18 protein-coding genes are annotated in these 19,944 nt (G+C 48.0%); 11 read left to right on the forward strand and 7 right to left on the reverse strand.

Annotation, left to right across the window (positions count from 1 at the left end):
* Positions 1 to 272: 272 nt before the first annotated feature.
* The 3 genes from ACTHRE_RS03275 (at position 273) to ACTHRE_RS03285 (ending at position 1,785) form a co-directional block, all read left to right on the forward strand.
* Positions 273 to 986: a phosphoglycolate phosphatase gene (locus tag ACTHRE_RS03275; protein WP_296184732.1), complete on the forward strand. Its 714-nt coding sequence runs from the start codon at positions 273 to 275 to the stop codon at positions 984 to 986.
* Positions 987 to 1,086: 100 nt separating this feature from the next.
* The gene (gene recX / locus ACTHRE_RS03280) at positions 1,087 to 1,548 is read left to right on the forward strand and encodes a recombination regulator RecX (protein WP_296184729.1); all 462 of its coding nucleotides are present in this window, start codon (positions 1,087 to 1,089) and stop codon (positions 1,546 to 1,548) included.
* A 75-nt stretch (positions 1,549 to 1,623) separates the two neighbouring features.
* Positions 1,624 to 1,785: a hypothetical protein gene (locus ACTHRE_RS03285; RefSeq protein ID WP_049344044.1), complete on the forward strand. Its 162-nt coding sequence runs from the start codon at positions 1,624 to 1,626 to the stop codon at positions 1,783 to 1,785.
* A 119-nt stretch (positions 1,786 to 1,904) separates the two neighbouring features.
* Here ACTHRE_RS03285 and ACTHRE_RS03290 read toward each other — a convergent pair whose 3' ends face one another.
* The 3 genes from ACTHRE_RS03290 to gmk form a co-directional block, all read right to left on the reverse strand.
* Positions 1,905 to 4,061 (reverse strand): RelA/SpoT family protein, encoded by a 2,157-nt coding sequence (locus tag ACTHRE_RS03290; RefSeq protein ID WP_300481995.1) that lies wholly within the window; start codon positions 4,059 to 4,061, stop codon positions 1,905 to 1,907.
* A 106-nt stretch (positions 4,062 to 4,167) separates the two neighbouring features.
* Positions 4,168 to 4,374: a DNA-directed RNA polymerase subunit omega gene (gene rpoZ / locus ACTHRE_RS03295; RefSeq protein WP_003682294.1), complete on the reverse strand. Its 207-nt coding sequence runs from the start codon at positions 4,372 to 4,374 to the stop codon at positions 4,168 to 4,170.
* Between the two features lie 52 nt (positions 4,375 to 4,426).
* Positions 4,427 to 5,044 carry a guanylate kinase gene (gmk, locus tag ACTHRE_RS03300; RefSeq protein WP_004519394.1) on the reverse strand — a complete coding sequence of 206 codons (618 nt, stop codon included), beginning with the start codon at positions 5,042 to 5,044 and terminating at the stop codon, positions 4,427 to 4,429.
* A gap of 168 nt (positions 5,045 to 5,212) precedes the next feature.
* On the opposite strand from gmk, the gene ACTHRE_RS03305 reads away from it, so the two are divergent.
* Positions 5,213 to 5,773, forward strand: a complete 561-nt coding sequence (locus ACTHRE_RS03305) for an adenine phosphoribosyltransferase (protein ID WP_003682296.1) — start codon at positions 5,213 to 5,215, stop codon at positions 5,771 to 5,773.
* 49 nt (positions 5,774 to 5,822) lie between these two features.
* Here ACTHRE_RS03305 and ACTHRE_RS03310 read toward each other — a convergent pair whose 3' ends face one another.
* The 3 genes from ACTHRE_RS03310 to ACTHRE_RS03320 all read right to left on the reverse strand — a co-directional run bounded on the left by ACTHRE_RS03310 (position 5,823) and on the right by ACTHRE_RS03320 (position 10,037).
* Complete coding sequence (locus ACTHRE_RS03310; RefSeq protein WP_232502742.1) at positions 5,823 to 6,512, reverse strand: toxin-antitoxin system YwqK family antitoxin; 690 nt, start codon at positions 6,510 to 6,512, stop codon at positions 5,823 to 5,825.
* Between the two features lie 274 nt (positions 6,513 to 6,786).
* Positions 6,787 to 7,686 (reverse strand): 50S ribosomal protein L3 N(5)-glutamine methyltransferase, encoded by a 900-nt coding sequence (gene prmB / locus ACTHRE_RS03315; protein WP_004519392.1) that lies wholly within the window; start codon positions 7,684 to 7,686, stop codon positions 6,787 to 6,789.
* A gap of 95 nt (positions 7,687 to 7,781) precedes the next feature.
* Complete coding sequence (locus ACTHRE_RS03320; protein ID WP_070645136.1) at positions 7,782 to 10,037, reverse strand: nitric-oxide reductase large subunit; 2,256 nt, start codon at positions 10,035 to 10,037, stop codon at positions 7,782 to 7,784.
* A 399-nt stretch (positions 10,038 to 10,436) separates the two neighbouring features.
* On the opposite strand from ACTHRE_RS03320, the gene nirK reads away from it, so the two are divergent.
* The 4 genes from nirK to ACTHRE_RS03340 all read left to right on the forward strand — a co-directional run bounded on the left by nirK (position 10,437) and on the right by ACTHRE_RS03340 (position 15,302).
* Positions 10,437 to 11,621, forward strand: coding sequence for a copper-containing nitrite reductase (nirK, locus tag ACTHRE_RS03325; protein WP_377072184.1), 1,185 nt, complete (start codon positions 10,437 to 10,439; stop codon positions 11,619 to 11,621).
* A gap of 173 nt (positions 11,622 to 11,794) precedes the next feature.
* Positions 11,795 to 12,550 (forward strand): formylglycine-generating enzyme family protein, encoded by a 756-nt coding sequence (locus ACTHRE_RS03330; RefSeq protein ID WP_070461388.1) that lies wholly within the window; start codon positions 11,795 to 11,797, stop codon positions 12,548 to 12,550.
* Between the two features lie 210 nt (positions 12,551 to 12,760).
* Entirely contained in the window at positions 12,761 to 13,030 is a 270-nt protein-coding gene (gene rpsO, locus ACTHRE_RS03335) for a 30S ribosomal protein S15 (RefSeq protein ID WP_003679932.1), read from the forward strand.
* Between the two features lie 163 nt (positions 13,031 to 13,193).
* Positions 13,194 to 15,302, forward strand: a complete 2,109-nt coding sequence (locus ACTHRE_RS03340) for an AsmA family protein (RefSeq protein WP_440345264.1) — start codon at positions 13,194 to 13,196, stop codon at positions 15,300 to 15,302.
* 267 nt (positions 15,303 to 15,569) lie between these two features.
* On the opposite strand, the gene ubiD is transcribed toward ACTHRE_RS03340, so the two are convergent.
* The gene (gene ubiD / locus ACTHRE_RS03345) at positions 15,570 to 17,048 is read right to left on the reverse strand and encodes a 4-hydroxy-3-polyprenylbenzoate decarboxylase (protein ID WP_377072180.1); all 1,479 of its coding nucleotides are present in this window, start codon (positions 17,046 to 17,048) and stop codon (positions 15,570 to 15,572) included.
* Between the two features lie 249 nt (positions 17,049 to 17,297).
* Between ubiD and ACTHRE_RS03350 the strand changes: the two genes are divergently transcribed.
* From ACTHRE_RS03350 to ACTHRE_RS03360, 3 genes are all read left to right on the forward strand, one after another.
* The gene (locus ACTHRE_RS03350) at positions 17,298 to 17,960 is read left to right on the forward strand and encodes a DedA family protein (protein WP_036491712.1); all 663 of its coding nucleotides are present in this window, start codon (positions 17,298 to 17,300) and stop codon (positions 17,958 to 17,960) included.
* 66 nt (positions 17,961 to 18,026) lie between these two features.
* The gene (locus tag ACTHRE_RS03355; protein ID WP_377072178.1) at positions 18,027 to 19,010 is read left to right on the forward strand and encodes an asparaginase; all 984 of its coding nucleotides are present in this window, start codon (positions 18,027 to 18,029) and stop codon (positions 19,008 to 19,010) included.
* 14 nt (positions 19,011 to 19,024) lie between these two features.
* A complete protein-coding gene (locus tag ACTHRE_RS03360) occupies positions 19,025 to 19,792 on the forward strand; it encodes a TatD family hydrolase (protein ID WP_377072176.1) in 768 nt (255 codons plus the stop codon).
* Positions 19,793 to 19,944: the final 152 nt, after the last annotated feature.

A 19,944-nucleotide genomic window follows, 5' to 3' on the forward strand; every position in this document is an offset into this window, starting at 1 on the left:
GCACACTAGCCGGAAATTTTTCAGACGGCCTAGTATAGATGCTCATCAAATCATTCAAAAAAACACACAAACCCTTTGTTTTTTAATGCCTACCAAACCACCCTTTTTGTTGACAAAAATCCCTTCCACATTCCCAATAGACTGACAGCCTTACGCCAGCAAAATTGTTAACAATTTAAACAAATATCCTTTTAAAGAATCAGCAAAACATCGGCAAATCAAGCAAACAATGTTAAAATAACCGCTTAAATAATATGACAGAAAGCTACTCAATGACCACTGCTGCTTTAGAACACGTTCAAGCCGTTGCCTTTGATTTGGACGGTACCTTATGTGATTCCGTTCCCGATTTGGCCGCAGCAGCCCAAGCCATGTGTGCGCACTTGGGTTTACCTGTTTTACCCACCCAAACGGTTGAAAGTTATGTCGGCGACGGCATTAGCAAGTTGGTTCATCGCGTCATTACCCATGATCGTGAAAAAGAAGCCGATCCTGAAATCTGGGAAAAAGGCTTTGTGTTCTTTATGAAATATTATCGTGAGCACTTGAGCGACTTTACCCGCCCCTACCCTGAAACCGAAGCCGGTCTCGGCCTGCTCAAGTCCTTGGGTATTCCATTGGTTGTCATTACCAACAAAAATGAAATTCTGGCAGCCGAGCTGCTGAAACAGCTTAATCTCGACGGCTACTTCAGCCTGGTTCTCGGCGGCGACAGCCTGACTGAGAAAAAACCCAGCCCATTGCCGCTTCAACATGCGGCCGAAGTTTTGGGCATCGACGTTGCCAATATGCTGATGGTGGGCGATTCTAAAAATGACATTCTTGCCGCCAAAGCGGCCGCTTGCTTCAGCGTCGGTGTAACATTCGGCTATGGCGACATGACCTTGCTCTCTCAAGACAAAGCGACCAAACCTGATTTGTTGATTCGCGCCCTGCCTGAAATCTACGAAAATCTGCAACCGCAAAAAAACAAAGACGAAGAATGATTCGGCTTTATTTTCAGACGGCCTTTTCGGTGCTTTCACCTAATCAGGCCGTCTGAAATGTAATTCAATGTAGTTAAAATCCCTCCCCCTCCATATCCCCATGAAACCTCCCAAAACCTTACGCGCCCGCGCCTTGGATATTCTTTCCCGTCAGGAAGTCAGCCGTGTCGGCTTGAAACGCAAACTGGCCCCACACGCTGAAAGCGAAGAAGAATTGGAAAAGGTTTTAGACGAATTTGCCGAACGAAATTGGCAATCCGACCAACGTTACGCAGAAGCCTATATTTACAGCAAAAGCAACCGTTACGGCACGCTCCGCCTCAAGCAAGCTTTGGCACAACAAGGTATCGATGCAGACGACTGTCGGGAGTTCCTACCCGATAGGGAGGACGAGCTGCAAACCGCCATTTCCGTCTTGCGTAAAAAATTCAAGCAAGAAGCTCAAGATTTGAAAGAAAAACAAAAACAGGCGCGTTTTCTTGCCTATCGCGGCTTTGGTGCCGACACCATTCAGACGGCCTTAAAAACCGCGTGGAATGAAGACGAAGACTTCTATCAATAATCATTCCCACTTGAATCTTTGCTTCTATCGGCGTACCCTTACGTTTTTATTCAATAATTCAATCAGAGCTTCATCATGTCCGACAAACCGCACGATACACCAAATCCCCTACTCGAAGACGAACGCAAAAATCCTGTTTACCGCTTGGGTCAGGCAGTAGCCGGATTCATGTTGCTGGTTTGGGCCGGCGTTTTGGCCTTGGTCTTCTTCTTGGTTTTCCGTTTTTGGTTGAATTAAACCCAATCCAATTACAAAAAAGCCATAAACCCTCTTAAAAAGAAGCCAACAGCTTTTATTTGCAAACATCAAAAAGGCCGTCTGAAAACACTTTCAGACGGCCTTTGCTTATAACGAGATTATCCTCGAATCACTTTGCGGATATTCGGATTGGCATGCATTGCATGAATAATCTGATTAACCTGATCCAAGTCTTTGACTTTAATTGTGAATTTAAATTCCACAAAACCTTCCGTTCCTGCTTGCGCTTTGGTTGGCGTATCGACAGATTCGATATCTGCACCGGAATTGGAAATCGCTTGCGCCATTGAGGCCAACAAACCATGCGCATCTTCGGATTTAACGTTGAGGATAGTGCGGTACGTTTGATTGCGCAAACTGTCCCAACCCGCATCCAGTTGCTCTTCCGGATCGGCTTTGACCAAAGTTTGACAGGTATCTCGGTGGATAATCATACCCTTGTCTTTGACCAATAATGCGCGGATCGCATCGCCTGGAATCGGATGGCAACATTCGGCAAAATGAATCCGGCCGGTTTCCTGATCGTTGACTTTGATCGGGCTGAGTTTGACCGCGCTGCCAAAATGTTGGCCTGCCAACTCGGCAATGTGCATGGCAACGTGTACCGGCAAAGTATGCCCCATACCGACATTGTAGAGGACCTCTTCAAACGAGGTTTGTTTGGTATTCAAATCGGCAAGGTATTTTTCTTTGAGGTCGTCTGAAAGCAGGATATCTTTAGGCAACAGGCTGGATAAAGCTTTTTGCAGCAAGTTTTCACCCAAAACAACGGCATCGTGACGATTCAGATTTTTAATGTATTGGCGGATGGCGCTGCGCGCACGGCTGGAAACGGCAAAATTCAACCATGCCACATTGGGCTTGGCATGTTCGGAAGTAATGATTTCGACCGTATCACCGGTTTTCAGCTTAGTGCGCAACGGCATCATGACATTATTAATGCGCGCGGCAACGGTTTTATGGCCGATATTGGTGTGAACAGCATAGGCAAAGTCAATCGGCGTTGCCCCTTTAGGCAAGGTAAGGATATCGCCTTTCGGGGTAACGATATAGACTTCGTTGGGGAACAAATCGACTTTGACATGCTCCAGAAACTCGATGGCATTTGAGCTGCTGGCTTGCAGGTCAAGAATATTTTTCATCCACCGGTTCATATGGAGGACGGCTTGGTCCGGAGTGTTTTCACCGGATTTATAAATCCAATGACCGGCAATACCACCCTCAGCCACAGCGTCCATTTCACGCGTACGGATTTGCACTTCGATCGGCAAACCGTAAGGGCCGACCAAGGTCGTGTGTAGGCTTTGGTAGCCGTTGCTTTTCGGAATGGCGATATAGTCTTTAAAACGACCGGGCTTTGGGTGGTATAAATTATGCAATGCACCCAACGCGGCATAACAGGCAGGAATATTGTTTACAATGACCCGAAAGCCGTAGATATCCATTACTTCGGCAAAACGCAGCTTTTTAGCCAGCATTTTTTGATGGATGCTGTATAAGTTTTTCTCGCGGCCTTTGATTTTGGCTTCAATATTGACACCAACCAAACGCTGACCAAATGCACGCAACACTTTGCCGACAACATCGCGGCGATTTTTGCGGCTGTTGTCCATGGCTTTTTTCAGGGTTTCGTAGCGTCTTGGGTGGAGGTTTTGGAACGATAGGTCTTGAAGCTCTTGATACGCATTGTTCAGACCAATGCGGTTGGCGATTTGAGCATAGATTTCGAGGGTTTCTTTGGCGATGCGGCGGCGTTTTTCCGGACGCATAGAGCCAAGGGTACGCATATTGTGCAATCGGTCGGCAAGTTTGACGACGATGACGCGCACGTCTTTAGTCATGGCTAGGATAAGCTTACGGAAACTTTCCGCCTGATGCTCAGCATGATCTTCAAATTTGAGTTTTTCCAGTTTGGAGAGGCCGTCTACCATTTCGGCAATGGTATCGCCGAATTCTGCCGCCATTTCGACTTTGGTTACGCCCGTATCTTCCAATACATCATGCATAACGCCCGCGCAGAGGCCTTGAACATCCATGTGCCAAATCGCAAGCTGCGTGGCAACGGCAAGGGGATGGGTAATGTAGGGCTCGCCGCTTTTACGGGTTTGTCCGTCATGGGCGTGGAAAGCGTAGGCAACGGCTCTTTCAAGCTCGGCCTGCTCATTGGTATTGAGATAGGATGCGGTGCGAAACAGAAGCTCGCGCGCTTCTGCTGTCAACGGGTCATAGGGAGCGGTAGGCAGTGGGGCTGGCATTTTCAGACGGCCTTTTATGGCTATTTTTTTAAGCCGTCAGACTGTATCGGTTGTGATATCGCACCGATACAGTCCGCGCGGCGGTTTTATCGGTTTGCCGGTTGGTTTATTTATTGCGGGTCAGCAGCTCGGTTCCGATTTGTCCGGCTGCGATTTCGCGCAGGGCGGTTACGGTTGGTTTGTTGTTGCGGATGTCGTCAACCAAAGGCGTGTTGCCGTTTTCCAGTTGACGTGCGCGACGGGCGGCAACGAGGGTAAGGTCGAAGTGGTTAGGGATTTTACCTGTGCAGTCTTCAGTAGTAATACGGGCCATGTTTGCTTGCTTTCTTTCTATGTTTCAAATAAACGGTTATTTTCGCTGTTTTTTACGAATTTTCCAACAGGTTTGAGATAAATCCCTGCTGGGCGGATTTTTTCAGACGGCCTGCTTTAATAATGTGGAACAAATCGGCTTCGGCACGATCCAAATCGTCATTCACGACAACGTAATCGAACAAAACGGATTGCTCAATCTCATGACGGGCTTTTGAAAGGCGTGTTTGAATAACTTCTTCGCTATCTGTACCACGGCCGATCAAACGTTGTGCCAATACTTCAAAGGAAGGCGGCAGGATAAAAATGCTGCTGGCTTCAGGCAACGATTTACGCACTTGCGCCGCACCTTGCACATCGATTTCCAAAATTACGTCATAGCCCTCTTCGCTCAGCGAATTTACGCCGGCAATGCTGGTGCCGTAGTAGTTGCCGAACACATTGGCGTGTTCCAAAAAGGCTCTTTGCTCAATCAGTGATTCAAACTCTTCTTTGGGAACAAAGTGGTAATGCACACCATGTTCCTCACCCTCTCGCGGCTGGCGCGTGGTATGAGAAATGGAAACACGGATGTCGTCATGATTTTTCAACAGGCGTGACACCAAGGTCGTTTTACCTGTGCCGGAAGCGGCAGAAATGATGTAAATATTACCTTTTTTATGATTTTGCATGGTGGTTCAGCCGATGGTATGTATCTGTAAATTATAACACAACACAATGTTTCTCGGAATTTCAGACGGCATGTTGCAAAATTTGGCTATTGTATCGATTAATTTGGCAAGTCCGCATATGACCGCTACAATATCGTGTTAAAAACTTTTTGATTTCGGAATGTCGAGATGTTGATTCATCCTGAAGTAATGGGCGTAGAGGCTTTGGCGGACAAAATCCGTAAAATTGAAAACTGGCCTCAAAAAGGGATTTTGTTTCATGACATTACTCCCGTTTTGCAAAGCGCAGAATATTTCCGCCTGCTGGTCGATTTACTGGTTTACCGCTATATGGGGCAAAAAGTTGATGTCGTTGCGGGCTTGGATGCGCGCGGCTTCATCATTGGCGCGGCTTTGGCCTATCAGCTGAACGTCGGCTTTGTCCCCATCCGCAAAAAAGGCAAACTACCGTTTGATACGGTTTCTCAAAGTTACGCTTTAGAATATGGCGAAGCAACGGTAGAAATCCATACCGACGCCATCAAGCCGGGTGCACGCGTTTTGTTGGTAGATGATTTAGTGGCAACCGGCGGCACAATGCTGGCAGGTGTCGAACTGATCCGCAAACTGGGCGGTGAAGTAATCGAAGCGGCTGCCATTTTGGAATTTACCGATTTGGACGGCGGCAAAAAAATCCGTGAAAGCGGCGCGCCGTTATTTACCCTGTGCCAAAACAAAGGCTGTATGTAACACACAAAAAACCGCAAGCTGATCAGCCTGCGGTTTTTTATGATCAAAACTATTCGAGAACGTATCCGTCTGTATCCCAAAAGGTTTTTTTCACCAACTGGTCGTCTTTATAAACCAACTCGGATTTCTTCGCACCATCATCATACCAATCCAAAATAATGCCGCTGCGTTTGCCGTTGCGAATACTCAATTCAGACACAACGCGGCCATTTTCATCCCAACTAATGATCTCCGTCGGTTTGTCATTGCTCATCATCATTTCGGTTTTCGGGCTGCCGTCTGAATACCATTGTTTCCAATGACCATTGGCTTTATCATGCTTAAACTGAATTTCGCTTTCTTTCACACCATTTCGGTAATAGCGAGAACCCACGCCCTCACTCAGGCCATTTTGATAAGGCATCACCGCAGATTTTTTGCCGTTTGGATACCAGTTGACCCATTCGCCATGCGGTTTTCCGTTGCGATAGCTGCCAACCATCTTTTTCTGACCGTTGAAATGCCACAGGGTCAGCGTACCATTATCCAACGCCGGCACAAAAACCTTAATCTGACCGGCAGGTACTTCATAAGGATCAGAATATTTTTTCATCGATGGATAGTAAAAATCCTGTACCTGAGCCTTGCCTGCCTCAATCTTGTATTGTCGGACATAAGCAACCGAAGGCATGGTCGCCGTCAGTTTACCGTTTTGATTGAAATAAACGGTATGTTGCTGGGCAAAGGCAGAAACGGGCATACTGAACAAAGCAGCAGCCACCAGGCCTGATTTTAAATAATTATTCATAATATGGAGTTTGGCAGTATATGTTCTACAAAAAGTCAGTAATAAAAATCCACTGACATTAGAAACTATGACGAATATTATAAGCTATAGTTTCAAAGCCTGCTTGGATTTCATATTCGGCATACCATAGGTATTTGTATTTTCTTAAAACATTAAAGATTATACAGAATAAAGGCCGTCTGAAACTTTTTTCAGACAGCCTTTGTTTTATTCATATCAAAATAAACTACTCTTCACCCAATAATTGCTCACGGGTCAATAAGAATACAAACCCATCGCCACCGCTGGTTTCCAACCAAGTAAACGGCAATTCGGGATAAGCCGCTTCCAATACTTCACGGTTATGACCGATTTCAACCAACAATACACCTTTCGGATTCAAATATTTCGCAGCCTGCAAAATGATTTGGCGTGTAGCATCCAAACCATCTTCTCCGCTACCCAAAGCCAATTCCGGCTCATGTAGGTATTCATCAGGCAGCGCTTCTACAGATTCCGCATCGACATAAGGCGGATTGGAAACAATCAAGTCGTAGGTTTCATCCAGACCTTCAAACAAATCGGTATGCACCAAGCTGATACGGTCTTCCAAACCATAATCTTCGATATTGATGGCGGCTACTTCCAGCGCATCCAAGCTTAAATCAACGGCATCAATTTGTGCATCGGGATAGTGATGCGCCATTTGAATGGCCAAACAGCCGCTACCGGTACACAAATCCAAAGCTCGATGCACCAACTCATCATGTTCAATCCAAGGACGGATACCGTCGCCCAGCAATTCATAAATGAAAGAACGAGGCACGATAACACGCTCATCGACATAAAAATCAAACTCACCCTGCCATGCCTGATGCGTCAGATACGCGGCAGGAATATGCTCAACTGCGCGACGTTCGATAATCGACAGCACTTCCTCCTTCTCACTTTGCAACAATTTGGCATCCAAATAAGGCTCCAACATATCCAAAGGCAGGTTCAAAGTATGCAAAATCAGATAGGCTGCCTCGTCATGGGCATTATCACTTCCGTGTCCGAAAAACAGTCCGGCATCATTAAAACGGCTGACGGCGAAACGCAATAAATCGCGAACAGTGGTCAGCTCTTGAGCAGCTTGGTTGAACATAATGTTTTGTCTTGTCGATTTAAGAATGTTGAAATTATAACAGAAAGGCCGTCTGAAAACTTTTCAGACGGCCTTCGATTTAATTCAGCTTAAGATTATTTATCGCGGCTGAATACGATTTTGGTAGCTTGGATAGCAACGCAGACAGCACCACCGATGAAGATCAAGTCAGCAGCGGTACGAACCCAACGCAGGGTATCCAGGATTTCCATTTGCAGGAATTCTTCGCTACGTGCATACCACAGACCATGAGTGATAGAAGCGTAAGCTTGGATCACGCCGACCGGCAACAGGCTGATGGCAATCATACCGACCAGACCGCCGTTCAGCAGCCAGAAGCCCCAAGTCATCAGTTTGTCATCAAATTGAGCATTAGGTTTCAGGTAGCGTGCAACCAGCAATACAAAACCCAGAGCCAAGAAACCATACACACCGAACAGAGCCGCGTGAGCGTGAACTGCAGTAGTGTTCAGACCTTGGATGTAGAACAGGGAAATCGGCGGGTTAATCAGGAAGCCGAATACGCCAGCACCGATCATGTTCCAGAAGGCAACTGCTACGAAGCACATCAGAGGCCAACGCAGACGTTTCGCCCAGTCAGACAGGTGTTGGTAAGACCAGTGTTCGTAAGCTTCACGACCCAGCAGAATCAAAGGTACAACTTCCAAAGCGGAGAAACATGCACCGATTGCCATAGAGGCAGAGGTAGAGCCGGAGAAGTACAAGTGGTGCAATGTACCTGGAATACCGCCCAACATAAAGATGGCAGCAGCAGCCAAAGTAGAAGCAGTGGCAGTACTACGGCGGACAAAGCCCATGTTGTAGAAGATGAATGCGAAGGCAGCAGTAGCGAACACTTCGAAGAAGCCTTCTACCCACAGGTGAACCACCCACCAACGCCAGTATTCCATCACAGCGATTGGAGATTTCTCACCGTAGAACAGACCAGGAGCGTAGAACACACCCACACCGACCATAGAAGCTACGAAGATAGCCAACAGGTTTTTGTCTGTACCTTTTTCTTTAAAGGCAGAGATGGTGCAACGCAACATCAGGAACAGCCACAACAGCAAGCCGACCATCAGCAGAAGTTGCCAGAAGCGACCCAAATCCAAGTATTCGTAACCTTGGTGACCAAACCAGAAGTTCAGCTCAGGTGGAATGATGTGAGTCAAAGCAAAGAAGTTACCTGCGTAAGAACCGCCGACTACGATGAACAGGGCGATGTACAGGAAGTTCACACCGGCACGTTGGAATTTAGGATCTTTACCGCCGTTCACAATCGGAGCCAAGAACAGACCTGCTGTCAGGAAGCCGGTTGCAATCCAGAAAATAGCGGATTGGATGTGCCAAGTACGGGTCAGCGCATATGGGAACCAATCGGCCATTTCAAAGCCCAAGGCGGTATCGATACCGTAGAAGCCTTGACCTTCGACAGTATAGTGAGCGGTCAAACCACCCAACAGTACTTGTACGACAAACAACGCAACAGTCAGGAATACATATTTGCCCAACGCTTTTTGAGAAGGAGTCAGTTGTACTTTGGAAATAGGATCCTCAGTAGGTACTTCAACCTCTTCGTGTTTGGTCAAGAAAGAGTAACCCCACATCAGCAAGCCGATACCCATCAGCAACAATACCACGCTGGTGAAAGACCACATGTAGTTTTCAGTAGTCGGTACGTTGTTGATCAGAGGCTCATGCGGCCAGTTGTTGGTGTAGGTGAAAGTTTCGTCAGGACGGTTGGTCGAAGCAGACCAAGAAGTCCAGAAGAAGAAATTGAACAGTTTTTCACGCGCTTCTGTGCTTGGCAATGTATTGTTTTTCATTGCAAAGTGTTCGCGAGTGGTTTGGAACTTAGGATCGTCGCTGTACACACCGTGGTAGTAAGGCAGGATGCTTTCGATCGCTTTCACGCGGGTTTCGCTGACAACGACAGAACCATCTTCCTTAACACGGCTTTGATTGCGGTATTCGTCAGCCAAACGTGTTTTCAGAACAGCTTGTTCTTCAGGAGAAACTTCGTCAAATTTTTTGCCGTAAGTTTCTTGCGCAGTCAGATCCAACCATGCAACCAGCTCGCGGTGCAGCCAGTCGGCAGTCCAGTCCGGAGCTTGGTATGCACCGTGACCCAATACAGAGCCGACTTCCATACCGCCGGTAGTTTGCCATGCAGATTGACCTGCCAAAATATCGTCTTTGGTCATCAGGACTTTGCCGGATGCGGAAACGACTTGTTCAGGGTATGGCGGAGCCTTTTTATAGACTTCGCTACCCATATAACCAAGAATGGTAAAGCATACTGCCAGTACGGCAAACAGCAAGTACCAAAGCTTCTTGTACTGTCCCATTTTAAGTACTCCTTGATTTTGGTAAAAAGTGGTTGGGTATTAATTCATCAAATATGAATGTTAAAGATTGTATCACGGTTTAATAAGTAAAGAAATATTTTGTCAATAATATTCCTTTAAAACCATTAACTTATATGATATTGATTCCCATTTGCCTATACAGACCCTCCTTTATCGTATTTTGTGTTAAGTTTTCGCTAACATTTTCACACAAAAATAAACTTTTCGATGTATTTTTTTATACTTCTAAAGGAGTATTTAGGGATTAAAAGATTCATATTCCCTGAACAATTTGATTTACATCAAAATATGACCAAACAAGCGCCTACATAATCATACAAAACTTCGAACCATCCTATCAGGATTCTTAACTTTTCTTACTATAAGGAAACTTTAAACATGAAACGCCAAACCTTAGCCGCACTTATCGCTTCTGTATTTGCATTGGCCGCATGCGGCGAGCAAGCTGCTAAACCTGCTGAAACTCCAGCTGCTACCGCTTCTGCTGAAACTCCAGCTGCTACCGCTTCTGCTGAAGCTCCTGCCGCTTCCAACTCACAAGCTGCTGCAGAGACTCCTTCTTCAGAACTGCCTGTAATCGATGCTATCGTAACTCACGCTCCGGAAGTTCCACCTCCAACTGATCGCGATCATCCGGCTAAAGTACGCGTTAAAATGGAAACCGTCGAAAAAACCATGACCATGGAAGACGGTGTTGAATACCATTACTGGACATTCAACGGCGACGTTCCGGGCCAAATGATCCGTGTACGCGAAGGCGATACCGTAGAAGTAGAATTCTCTAACAATCCTTCTTCTACCGTTCCTCATAACGTTGACTTCCACGCTGCAACCGGTCAAGGCGGTGGTGCAGAAGCTACCTTTACTGCCCCAGGCCACACTTCTACCTTCAGCTTCAAAGCACTGCAAGCCGGTTTGTACATCTACCACTGTGCCGTTGCTCCTGTAGGTATGCACATCGCCAACGGTATGTACGGTTTGATCTTGGTTGAACCTAAAGAAGGTCTGCCTAAAGTGGACAAAGAGTTCTACATTGTACAAGGTGACTTCTATACTAAAGGTAAAAAAGGTGCTCAAGGCCTGCAACCTTTCGATATGGATAAAGCGATTGCTGAACAACCTGAATACGTTGTATTTAACGGTCACGTAGGTTCTATCGCCGGCGACAACGCCCTGAAAGCTAAAGCTGGTGAAACTGTTCGTATGTACGTTGGTAACGGTGGTCCTAACTTGGTATCTTCTTTCCACGTTATCGGCGAAATCTTTGACAAAGTATATGTTGAAGGTGGTAAACTGATTAACGAAAACGTACAAAGTACAATTGTTCCTGCCGGTGGTGCCGCTATCGTTGAATTCAAAGTCGACATTCCAGGCAGCTACACTTTGGTTGACCACTCTATCTTCCGTGCGTTCAACAAAGGTGCTTTGGGTCAATTGAAAGTTGAGGGTGATGAAAACCCTGAAATCATGACCAAAAAACTGAGCGACACCGTTTACCAACCTGCCGGTGCTGCCGCTTCTGCTCCAGCAGCTGCGTCTGGTGCTTCTGAAGCCGCTAAATAATCTCTCGGTTTAATACGCCAAGCCACTGCTGCCCTACTCTTTAGAGCCGCAGTGGCTTCCATCACGATTAATCTTCCTGTTCAATCAGACAGATTGATTTTTCAGACGGCCTTGTTATGATTAGGCTATCTGAAAAATAAATTTCCTGTTTCAATCGATAATAAGGGCGTACCATGAAACTCATACGACTCCTCCTCTTAGGCAGTGCCTTAATCTGCGGCAATACATTTGCTGCCGAAATGGTAAAAATCGAAGGAGGCAGCTACCGTCCTCTCTATCTCAAAAAAGAAACTTCCCTTATTAAAGTCAAACCTTTCCAGCTTGACAAATATCCGGTAACCAATGCCGAATTTGCCGAATTTGTGAACACACATCCGCAATGGCAAAAAGGAAAAATCAATTCCAAACATGCTGAAAAAGCTTACCTGAAACATTGGGTAAAAAATGGCAGCAACAGTTTTGCGCCTAAAGCCAGCGAACTCAAACATCCGGTAACCAATGTTTCGTGGTTTGCCGCAAATGCTTACTGCGTCTCCAAAGGCAAACGTCTGCCGACTATTGACGAGTGGGAATTTGCAGGCTTGGCTTCTGCCACTCAAAAAGACGGCTCTGCCGAGCCTGGCTACAACCGCACCATCTTGGATTGGTATGCAGACGGCGGCCGCAACGGCCTGCACGACATCGGTAAAAACAAACCCAACTACTGGGGCGTATATGATATGCACGGCCTGATTTGGGAATGGACTGAAGACTTCAACAGCAGCCAACTCTCTGCCGGCTCATCCAACACACAAATGTTCTGTAGCGGCGCATCCGTAGGTTCAAGCGATCCGTCCAACTATGCGGCATTCTTACGCTACGGCATCCGCACCAGCCTGCAGTCCAAATATGTTTTAAATAACTTGGGCTTCCGCTGTGCGAGCAAATAAAGTTTAGTTTTTATCACCAAAGCAGCTTTGGCGGTACTGAAAGGTATCGCCGCTTTTTTTGGCCGTCTGAAAAGATATGGCGCAAAAAGACAAATTGTGGCATAATCCGCTCGTCTTTATAAAAAGACACTTAGGAGTTTGCTTAGGTCGTTCGGCTTGGCAAACTTGTCCGAACCTGAAAAGGTTCTTTTATTTTCGGAGTTATCCATCATGGCATTGACCGTAGAACAAAAAGCACAAATTGTTAAAGATTTCCAACGCAAAGAAGGCGATACCGGCTCTTCTGAAGTACAAGTCGCTCTGTTGACTTTCCGCATCAACGACCTGACTCCTCACTTCAAAGCCAACCCTAAAGACCACCACAGCCGTCGCGGCCTGTTGAAAATGGTTAGCCAACGTCGTCGCCTGTTGTCTTACCTGCGTCGTACTCAGCCTGATACTTACCGTACACTGATTACCCGCCTGGGTCTGCGTAAATAATTTATGCTTAAATCAACACCGCCTTCTGGCGGTGTTTTTTATTAACATACCGATGCCGTCTGAAACACAGGCCCACGCTCTGTGTTATACTTCCACACGCTTAAGCAGCAAGGCTTAAACTTCCAATTACTTCTAAAAGCTCCCATCAAAGCGAGAATCTGAATTGTCTGTTCATTCCATGTTGCACTCAGGAAAATTTTGGCTGAAAACCCTGGTTTTCAGCATTACCGCGCTTTTATGCCTCGCGGCGGTATTGAGTGCCTTAATGTTCCGCATATTCAACACAGAAAACATCGACGCATTTATACAAAAAAACTTTTCCTCCCATGGCTGCCAAATCAAATACAACGCCACTATCGGCAGAAAATGGCTGCCGCGCCCCACGCTAATTTTAAAAGACCTCAGCCTTTCCTCTTCCGAACCTGATACGCCGACGCTGAATATTGCTGAGTCTAAAATGGGCTTTGGCTGGAGCAGCCTATGGTCAGACGCCCCCGTTCTTGAAAAATGGATTCTTTCCAATCCTTCTCTGACGCTGGGTCCCAAAAACCACCTGCCTGCCTGCCTGCAACAAAACCATACATCAAAAGAAAGCTTCCAGCTCAACCGCGTCATCATCAATAGCGGCAGCATCCGCTATCACAATAAAGAGCAAGATATTGCCTTAAACGATCTGCAATTTTCTCTGCGAAGAGCCAATTCAGACGGTCGTCCATTCGATATCAGCGGCACACTGCAAAACATCGGCAACCCCATCAGTTGGCAAGGCGCCGGCCATCTTGTACAAGATGATGCCGGCTGGAGCGTCCCCGCCCTCAAATTGAACCTGCAAACCGTATTACTCAAAAACAAGCTTGATGCCCAAATCGCAGGCAGCCTTAATTGGCAAAATCAAACCGCCCTTTTCCGCGACTTCAATCTGCAAGCCGAAAGCGGCTACCAAAACTTGCATATCAACGCACGTTCTCCCCTCTTGCAATTTAAAAATGGCTATTTGCACCTCAACACACTCAACGGCGCATTGACCGCCGGCAGTGAAAACAACCAATGGGACGGTTCATTCAAACTGGACAAAGCCAACCTCTACGCAACCGTTTTGACCGCCGCCAATTTTGAACTCAAAGGCAGCCATAAAAACGACCGCCTCCAAACCAACTTTACCTTTTCCAGCCCGTTGGTTTGGCAAAAAGGCAAAGGCATTGATGCACCCAAACTGCACCTCAGCACCCTGCAAGACACCATCAACCGCCTTCCCCGCCCCCGATTCATCAGCACCCTCGAAGGACAGGCCAATTTCAGCCTCAATACATGGGAAGGCCGTCTGAAAGGCGCATTTGACAGACAAGCCCTCGCCTTGGCCTTTAAATACCAACGCGATGCCCAACCGCGTCCGCACCTTGACGCCGGTATCGCCTTACAAAAACTGAATCTGACCCCTTACTTGGAAGACCTGAAAACCCAGCCATCACTGAACCTTCCTTCCCTGCTGGCCAAATCCTGGTTGCCCGACATTGAGGCCAACCTCCAAATCGGCAGCATTCAAACTGCCGGCCTGCAATTAGAAAACGTCGAATCCCTGCTCACCGCCGATAAAGAACATATCGCCCTGCACCGTTTCAAAGCCGGGCTTTATGGCGGCAAAACCGAGGGCGGCCTGAGTATTGCGGCAACCCAACCTGCTTCCTACCACCTTCAGCAAAACGCAAAAGGCATACAAATTCAGCCGCTGTTACAAGACCTGTTCGGTTTCCACAGCTTCAGCGGCAGCGGCGACGCCGTTATCGATATTCAAACTTCCGGCAACGACCGCGCTCAAATGATACAAGCCCTAAACGGCAGCCTGCTCCTCGATATTACCAACGGCGCATGGCACGGTATCGATATGGACAGCATTCTGAAAAACGGCATCTCTTCGGAAAAAATCGACAACAGCAACCTCAAAACCCCTTTCCATCATTTCATCCTCAATAGCGAAATCGAGAAAGGCATCAGCCATCATATCAACACCGAACTGTTTTCCGACAGTCTGCACGTTGTCAGCAGCGGCTATACCGATTTGAATACCCAAAAGCTGTCCGAGAATCTGCTTATCAGCAACGTACTACAACCTAAAAACAAACCGATTCCCCTAAAAATCGGCGGAACCGTACAAAACCCGTCCATTACCCTCGACTACAGCCGCTTGACCAATGGCATGAACACGTCTGCAGAAAAACAAAAAGCCCTGCAAGAAACCATACAAGAACAATGGAAGTGGCTCAAACCGCGCTAGGTTTTCAAATCAAAGGCCGTCTGAAACCCAAAAAGTTTCAGACGGCCTTTTAACAGATACCTTGTCAGAATAAGATGTTCACTTAGGAATGACCATATACGCAATCAGTGCAACAATGATGACAAACCATATGGCCAACATTATCAAGCCTTTTTTGGAGAGTTTTCTTTTTCTCCAATCGAGCCTCAATATTTCTATCGTACCCTCAAATATAGACCCAATTATTTCCATCAATATTTACAGTAGAAATTCCAATAAATCCGACATCTACAAACCCAAACTCTCCCAAATCTCATCGATTTTAGCCGTAACGGCAGGGTCTTTTTTGATTACTCGTCCCCATTCGCGGTCGGTTTCGCCCGGCCACTTGTTGGTCGCATCCAAACCCATTTTGCCGCCGAGTCCGCTGACGGGGCTGGCGAAGTCGAGGTAGTCGATGGGCGTGTTTTCCATCAAAACAGTGTCGCGTACGGGGTCCATACGCGTGGTGACCGCCCAGATAACTTCTTTCCAGTCGCGCACGTCCACATCGTCATCAACCACGATGATGAATTTGGTGTACATAAACTGGCGCAGGAACGACCAGCAACCCATCATCACGCGCTTGGCATGTCCGGCGTACTGTTTTTTCATGCTGACCACCGCCATGCGGTAGGAACAGCCTTCGGGCGGCAGGTAGAAATCGGTGATTTCGGGGAACTGCTTTTGCAAAAGCGGTACGAACACTTCGTTCAACGCTACACCCAAAACGGCAGGCTCATCGGGTGGTTTGCCCGTGTAGGTCGAATGGTAAATCGGGTTTTCACGCATGGTAATGCGTTCGACCGTAAACACAGGGAAATGATCCTGCTCGTTGTAATAGCCGGTGTGGTCGCCGTATGGGCCTTCCAACGCGGTTTCGTTTGGATGAATCACGCCTTCCAATACGATTTCGGCACGGGCAGGCACTTGCAAATCATTGCCGATACATTTCACCAGCTCCGTCCGCGAACCGCGCAGCAGTCCGGCAAACTGGTATTCGCTCAAAGTATCGGGAACAGGCGTTACAGCGCCCAAAATGGTGGCAGGGTCGCAACCGAGTACGACGGCGACGGGATACGGCGTCTCGGGATTGAGTTTGCGAAACTCCTGATAATCCAGCGCGCCGCCGCGATGCGACAACCAGCGCATAATCAGCTTGTTTTTGCCGATTAATTGCTGGCGGTAAATGCCTAAATTCTGGCGTTTTTTGTGCGGTCCGCGCGTGACGGTCAAGCCCCACGTTACCAGCGGCGCAACGTCTTCCGGCCAGCAATGTTGAATCGGAAGTTTATACAAATCAACGTCTTCGCCTTCCCACACGATTTCCTGACACGGCGCGTTTTTCACCACGTTCGGCGCCATGCTCCAAATATCTTTCAGCAACGGCAGTTTGGAAAACGCGTCTTTGATGCCTTTGGGCGGTTCGGGTTCTTTCAGATACGCCAACGTCTGCCCGATTTCGCGCAGCTTGGATACGCTGTCCGCACCCATGCCCAGCGCCACACGCTCAGGCGTGCCGAACAGGTTCGCCAACACAGGATAATCATAACGCGTACCGTCAGGCTTAATCGGATTCTCAAACAACAACGCCGGCCCTTCGGCGCGCAGTACGCGGTCGGCGATTTCGGTCATTTCCAAATGCGGCGACACCGGATGCTGAATGCGCTTGAGTTTGCCATCGGCTTCCAATCCGGCGATAAATTCTCGCAAATCTCTGTATTTCATGATTTCATTTTCCTGAACAGGCCGTCTGAAAACAGACTGCCATTTCGGGTTTGAAAGATAAACCAGCGGCTATTGTACCTGCCAAATCTGTTCAAATCCCAACTTTCCACGCCCGAATTTTGAGATTTTTTGCAAACTACCGTCAAATTTGAACAATATCTGCTTGTGATTGCTTTCAGACGGCCTTATCTTTGGTAAAATTCCAACTTAATCCAGTCATCAATCAATATCTATCGTGGGACGGCGGCCATGTTTGCATTTTTAGAATCTTTTTTCGTTGAATACGGCTATGCGGCCGTGTTTTTCGTTTTGGTTATTTGCGGCTTCGGCGTACCGATTCCTGAGGATTTGACGCTGGTAACCGGCGGTGTGATTTCCGGCCTGGGTTATACCAACTCGCATATTATGTTTGCCGTCGGCATGCTCGGCGTATTGGTAGGCGACGGCTTTATGTTTGCGGCCGGCCGGATTTGGGGACAAAAAATCCTTAAATTCAAACCGATTGCCCGCGTGATGACACCCAAACGCTACGCCCAAGTACAGGAAAAATTCGACAAATACGGCAACTGGGTTTTATTCGTCGCCCGCTTCCTGCCCGGCCTGCGTACCGCCGTTTTCGTGACCGCAGGCATCAGCCGCAAAGTTTCCTACCTGCGCTTTATCCTGATGGACGGTTTGGCCGCGCTGATTTCCGTGCCGGTTTGGATTTATTTGGGCGAATACGGCGCACGCAATACCGACTGGCTGATGAAAAAAATGCACAGCCTGCAATCAGGTATCTTTATCGTACTGGGCATCGGCGCAGTCATTGTCGGCTGGATTTGGTGGAAAAAACACCGCCGCCACACCTTCTTCCGCGAGAAACTGCACGAAAAACGCGCGGCAAAAGCCAAAAAACAAACCAATCAATAAACCATTCCAGGCCGTCTGAAACATTTCTCCACTTTCAGACGGCCTCAATCATTCATCAGAAACACCATGAAACAAAAAATCTTCGTCCTCTACACCGGCGGCACCATCGGCATGACCCAAAGCAGCGCCGGCCTGCGCCCCGACACCGCCCTCGTCGATAAAGCCCTTGCCCCCTTTTCAGACGGCCTTGATTTCGAATGGCACGTTTGCCAGCCGCTCATCGACTCTTCCGCAGTAACGCTGCAAAACCAACGCGACTGGCTGGAGCTTATTATCGCCAAACTGCCTGACTATGACGGCATTTTGGTGCTACACGGTACGGATACCATGGCATATACCGCCAACCTCTTCACCCTTTCGCTGCAAGGCTTGGACAAACCTATTATCCTGACCGGCTCGCAATGGCCTTACGATGCTGCCAACAGCGATGCGCCGCGCAACCTTGCTACCGCCGTTTCCGCCTTCTCGCTCAAGCTCAAACAAGTGGCGATTGCCTTTGACGGCAAACTCTTCCCCGCCGTCGGCAGCAGCAAGGTCAGCACCGAAACTGCCGCAGGTTTTGACAACCTGCATTTTGGCGCACTCGCAGAATGGGATGAAAACAAAGGTTGGCACAATATTCGTACCGCCCCGACCCAACATTCAGACGGCCTCAAACCGCGTCTTCCAAATCCTGAAGCCAAAGTTTCCGTCCGCACGCTGATTCCCGGTTATGCCGCACAAGAACTTTCAGACGGCCTGCCCTATCTTTCCGCCCAAGCCCTAATCCTGCAAAGCTACGGCCACGGAAATGCGCCAAGCAACGATGCGTTTGTCCGATCCGTCCAAGCCTTTACGCAACAAGGAAAATTGCTGCTCAACATCAGCCAAGTGCCGCAAGGTTGCGCCGCCGCCGTCTATGCCCAAGGCGATGCTTTGCGTCAGGCAGGTATTATCAACGGCGGCAAATGCAACCTTGAAACCGCCACTGCGCTGATGACCCTTGCCGTATCCCATGACTGGAATGCGGATATGATGCAACAAGAATTGCGACAATTAAATCTGCTGTAAACCCGCCATTAAACATGACTTTCACCGACACCCACTGCCATCTTGCCGACCCCAAACTTGCCGATACGCTGCCTGCAGTGCTTGCCGATGCACAAGCCGTCGGCGTGGCTCGTTTTATCGTACCGGCTACATCTCCAAATGATTGGCAGGCAGTTGCGCAGTTGGAGAGGCCGTCTGAAAACATCCATATCGCTTTGGGTATCCATCCGTGGTTTTCAGACGGCATTGATGAAACAGCGTTTCAACAATTAGAAACCGAACTGATCCAACATCCGCAGGCATGGGTTGGCGAAATCGGCTTGGATTTTTATGGCAAAGAGCAAACCCAAGCACAACGCGACACGCAAACCGACGTCTTTATCCGCCAACTCATCCTCGCCCAACACCTCAACCGCCGCGTCATCATCCATAATCTGAAAGCCACCGCCGCCATTGCCGCCGCCGTCAAAACCGCCGGTTTCACACGAGGCGGTATCGTTCACGCCTTCTCCGGCAGCGTAGAAGAAGCGCGGATTTTGGTGAAACTCGGCTTCAAAATCGGCATAGGCTCGCTATTGCTCAATCCCAATGCCAAAAAAGTCCGCATTGCCTTACAAGCTTTAAACGACACGGATTTCGTTCTCGAAACCGACAGTCCTTTCATGCTCGGCCAAGAAACCAACACACCAGCCAACATCCGACGTATCGCCGAAATTGCCGCAGAACTGCGTGGCGTACCGCTGGCGCAACTGGCTGAAATCACCGAGCAAAACGTGGATTCCCTGCTCCATACTTCCCCTTGATATGCCGACCTCAAGGCATCAAAAAGCCTCGCCCTACCATTTCGTTTCCAAACCGACACACTCTGCCCTCCCTACCCCATATTCATGAATAAAAAGCGATACAAGGCCGTCTGAAAAAATGTTTTTGGCACAAAATATCGTTCATTGCACCA

This window comes from Neisseria sp. P0001.S007 (assembly GCF_051963655.1).
Classification (GTDB): Bacteria; Pseudomonadota; Gammaproteobacteria; order Burkholderiales; family Neisseriaceae; genus Neisseria; species Neisseria subflava_A.

Bases quoted from the DNA above. Each gene is read 5' to 3' on its own strand.
- nirK (WP_377072184.1), top strand. From the start codon at position 10,437: ATGAAACGCCAAACCTTAGCCGCACTTATCGCTTCTGTATTTGCATTG.
- gmk (WP_004519394.1), bottom strand. From the start codon at position 5,044: ATGCAAAATCATAAAAAAGGTAATATTTACATCATTTCTGCCGCTTCC.
- ACTHRE_RS03360 (WP_377072176.1), top strand. From the start codon at position 19,025: ATGACTTTCACCGACACCCACTGCCATCTTGCCGACCCCAAACTTGCC.
- ACTHRE_RS03310 (WP_232502742.1), bottom strand. From the start codon at position 6,512: ATGCCCGTTTCTGCCTTTGCCCAGCAACATACCGTTTATTTCAATCAA.
- rpsO (WP_003679932.1), top strand. From the start codon at position 12,761: ATGGCATTGACCGTAGAACAAAAAGCACAAATTGTTAAAGATTTCCAA.
- recX (WP_296184729.1), top strand. From the start codon at position 1,087: ATGAAACCTCCCAAAACCTTACGCGCCCGCGCCTTGGATATTCTTTCC.
- ACTHRE_RS03305 (WP_003682296.1), top strand. From the start codon at position 5,213: ATGTTGATTCATCCTGAAGTAATGGGCGTAGAGGCTTTGGCGGACAAA.
- ACTHRE_RS03290 (WP_300481995.1), bottom strand. From the start codon at position 4,061: ATGCCAGCCCCACTGCCTACCGCTCCCTATGACCCGTTGACAGCAGAA.
- rpoZ (WP_003682294.1), bottom strand. From the start codon at position 4,374: ATGGCCCGTATTACTACTGAAGACTGCACAGGTAAAATCCCTAACCAC.
- ACTHRE_RS03350 (WP_036491712.1), top strand. From the start codon at position 17,298: ATGTTTGCATTTTTAGAATCTTTTTTCGTTGAATACGGCTATGCGGCC.
- ACTHRE_RS03320 (WP_070645136.1), bottom strand. From the start codon at position 10,037: ATGGGACAGTACAAGAAGCTTTGGTACTTGCTGTTTGCCGTACTGGCA.
- prmB (WP_004519392.1), bottom strand. From the start codon at position 7,686: ATGTTCAACCAAGCTGCTCAAGAGCTGACCACTGTTCGCGATTTATTG.
- ACTHRE_RS03275 (WP_296184732.1), top strand. From the start codon at position 273: ATGACCACTGCTGCTTTAGAACACGTTCAAGCCGTTGCCTTTGATTTG.
- ACTHRE_RS03355 (WP_377072178.1), top strand. From the start codon at position 18,027: ATGAAACAAAAAATCTTCGTCCTCTACACCGGCGGCACCATCGGCATG.
- ACTHRE_RS03330 (WP_070461388.1), top strand. From the start codon at position 11,795: ATGAAACTCATACGACTCCTCCTCTTAGGCAGTGCCTTAATCTGCGGC.
- ubiD (WP_377072180.1), bottom strand. From the start codon at position 17,048: ATGAAATACAGAGATTTGCGAGAATTTATCGCCGGATTGGAAGCCGAT.
- ACTHRE_RS03285 (WP_049344044.1), top strand. From the start codon at position 1,624: ATGTCCGACAAACCGCACGATACACCAAATCCCCTACTCGAAGACGAA.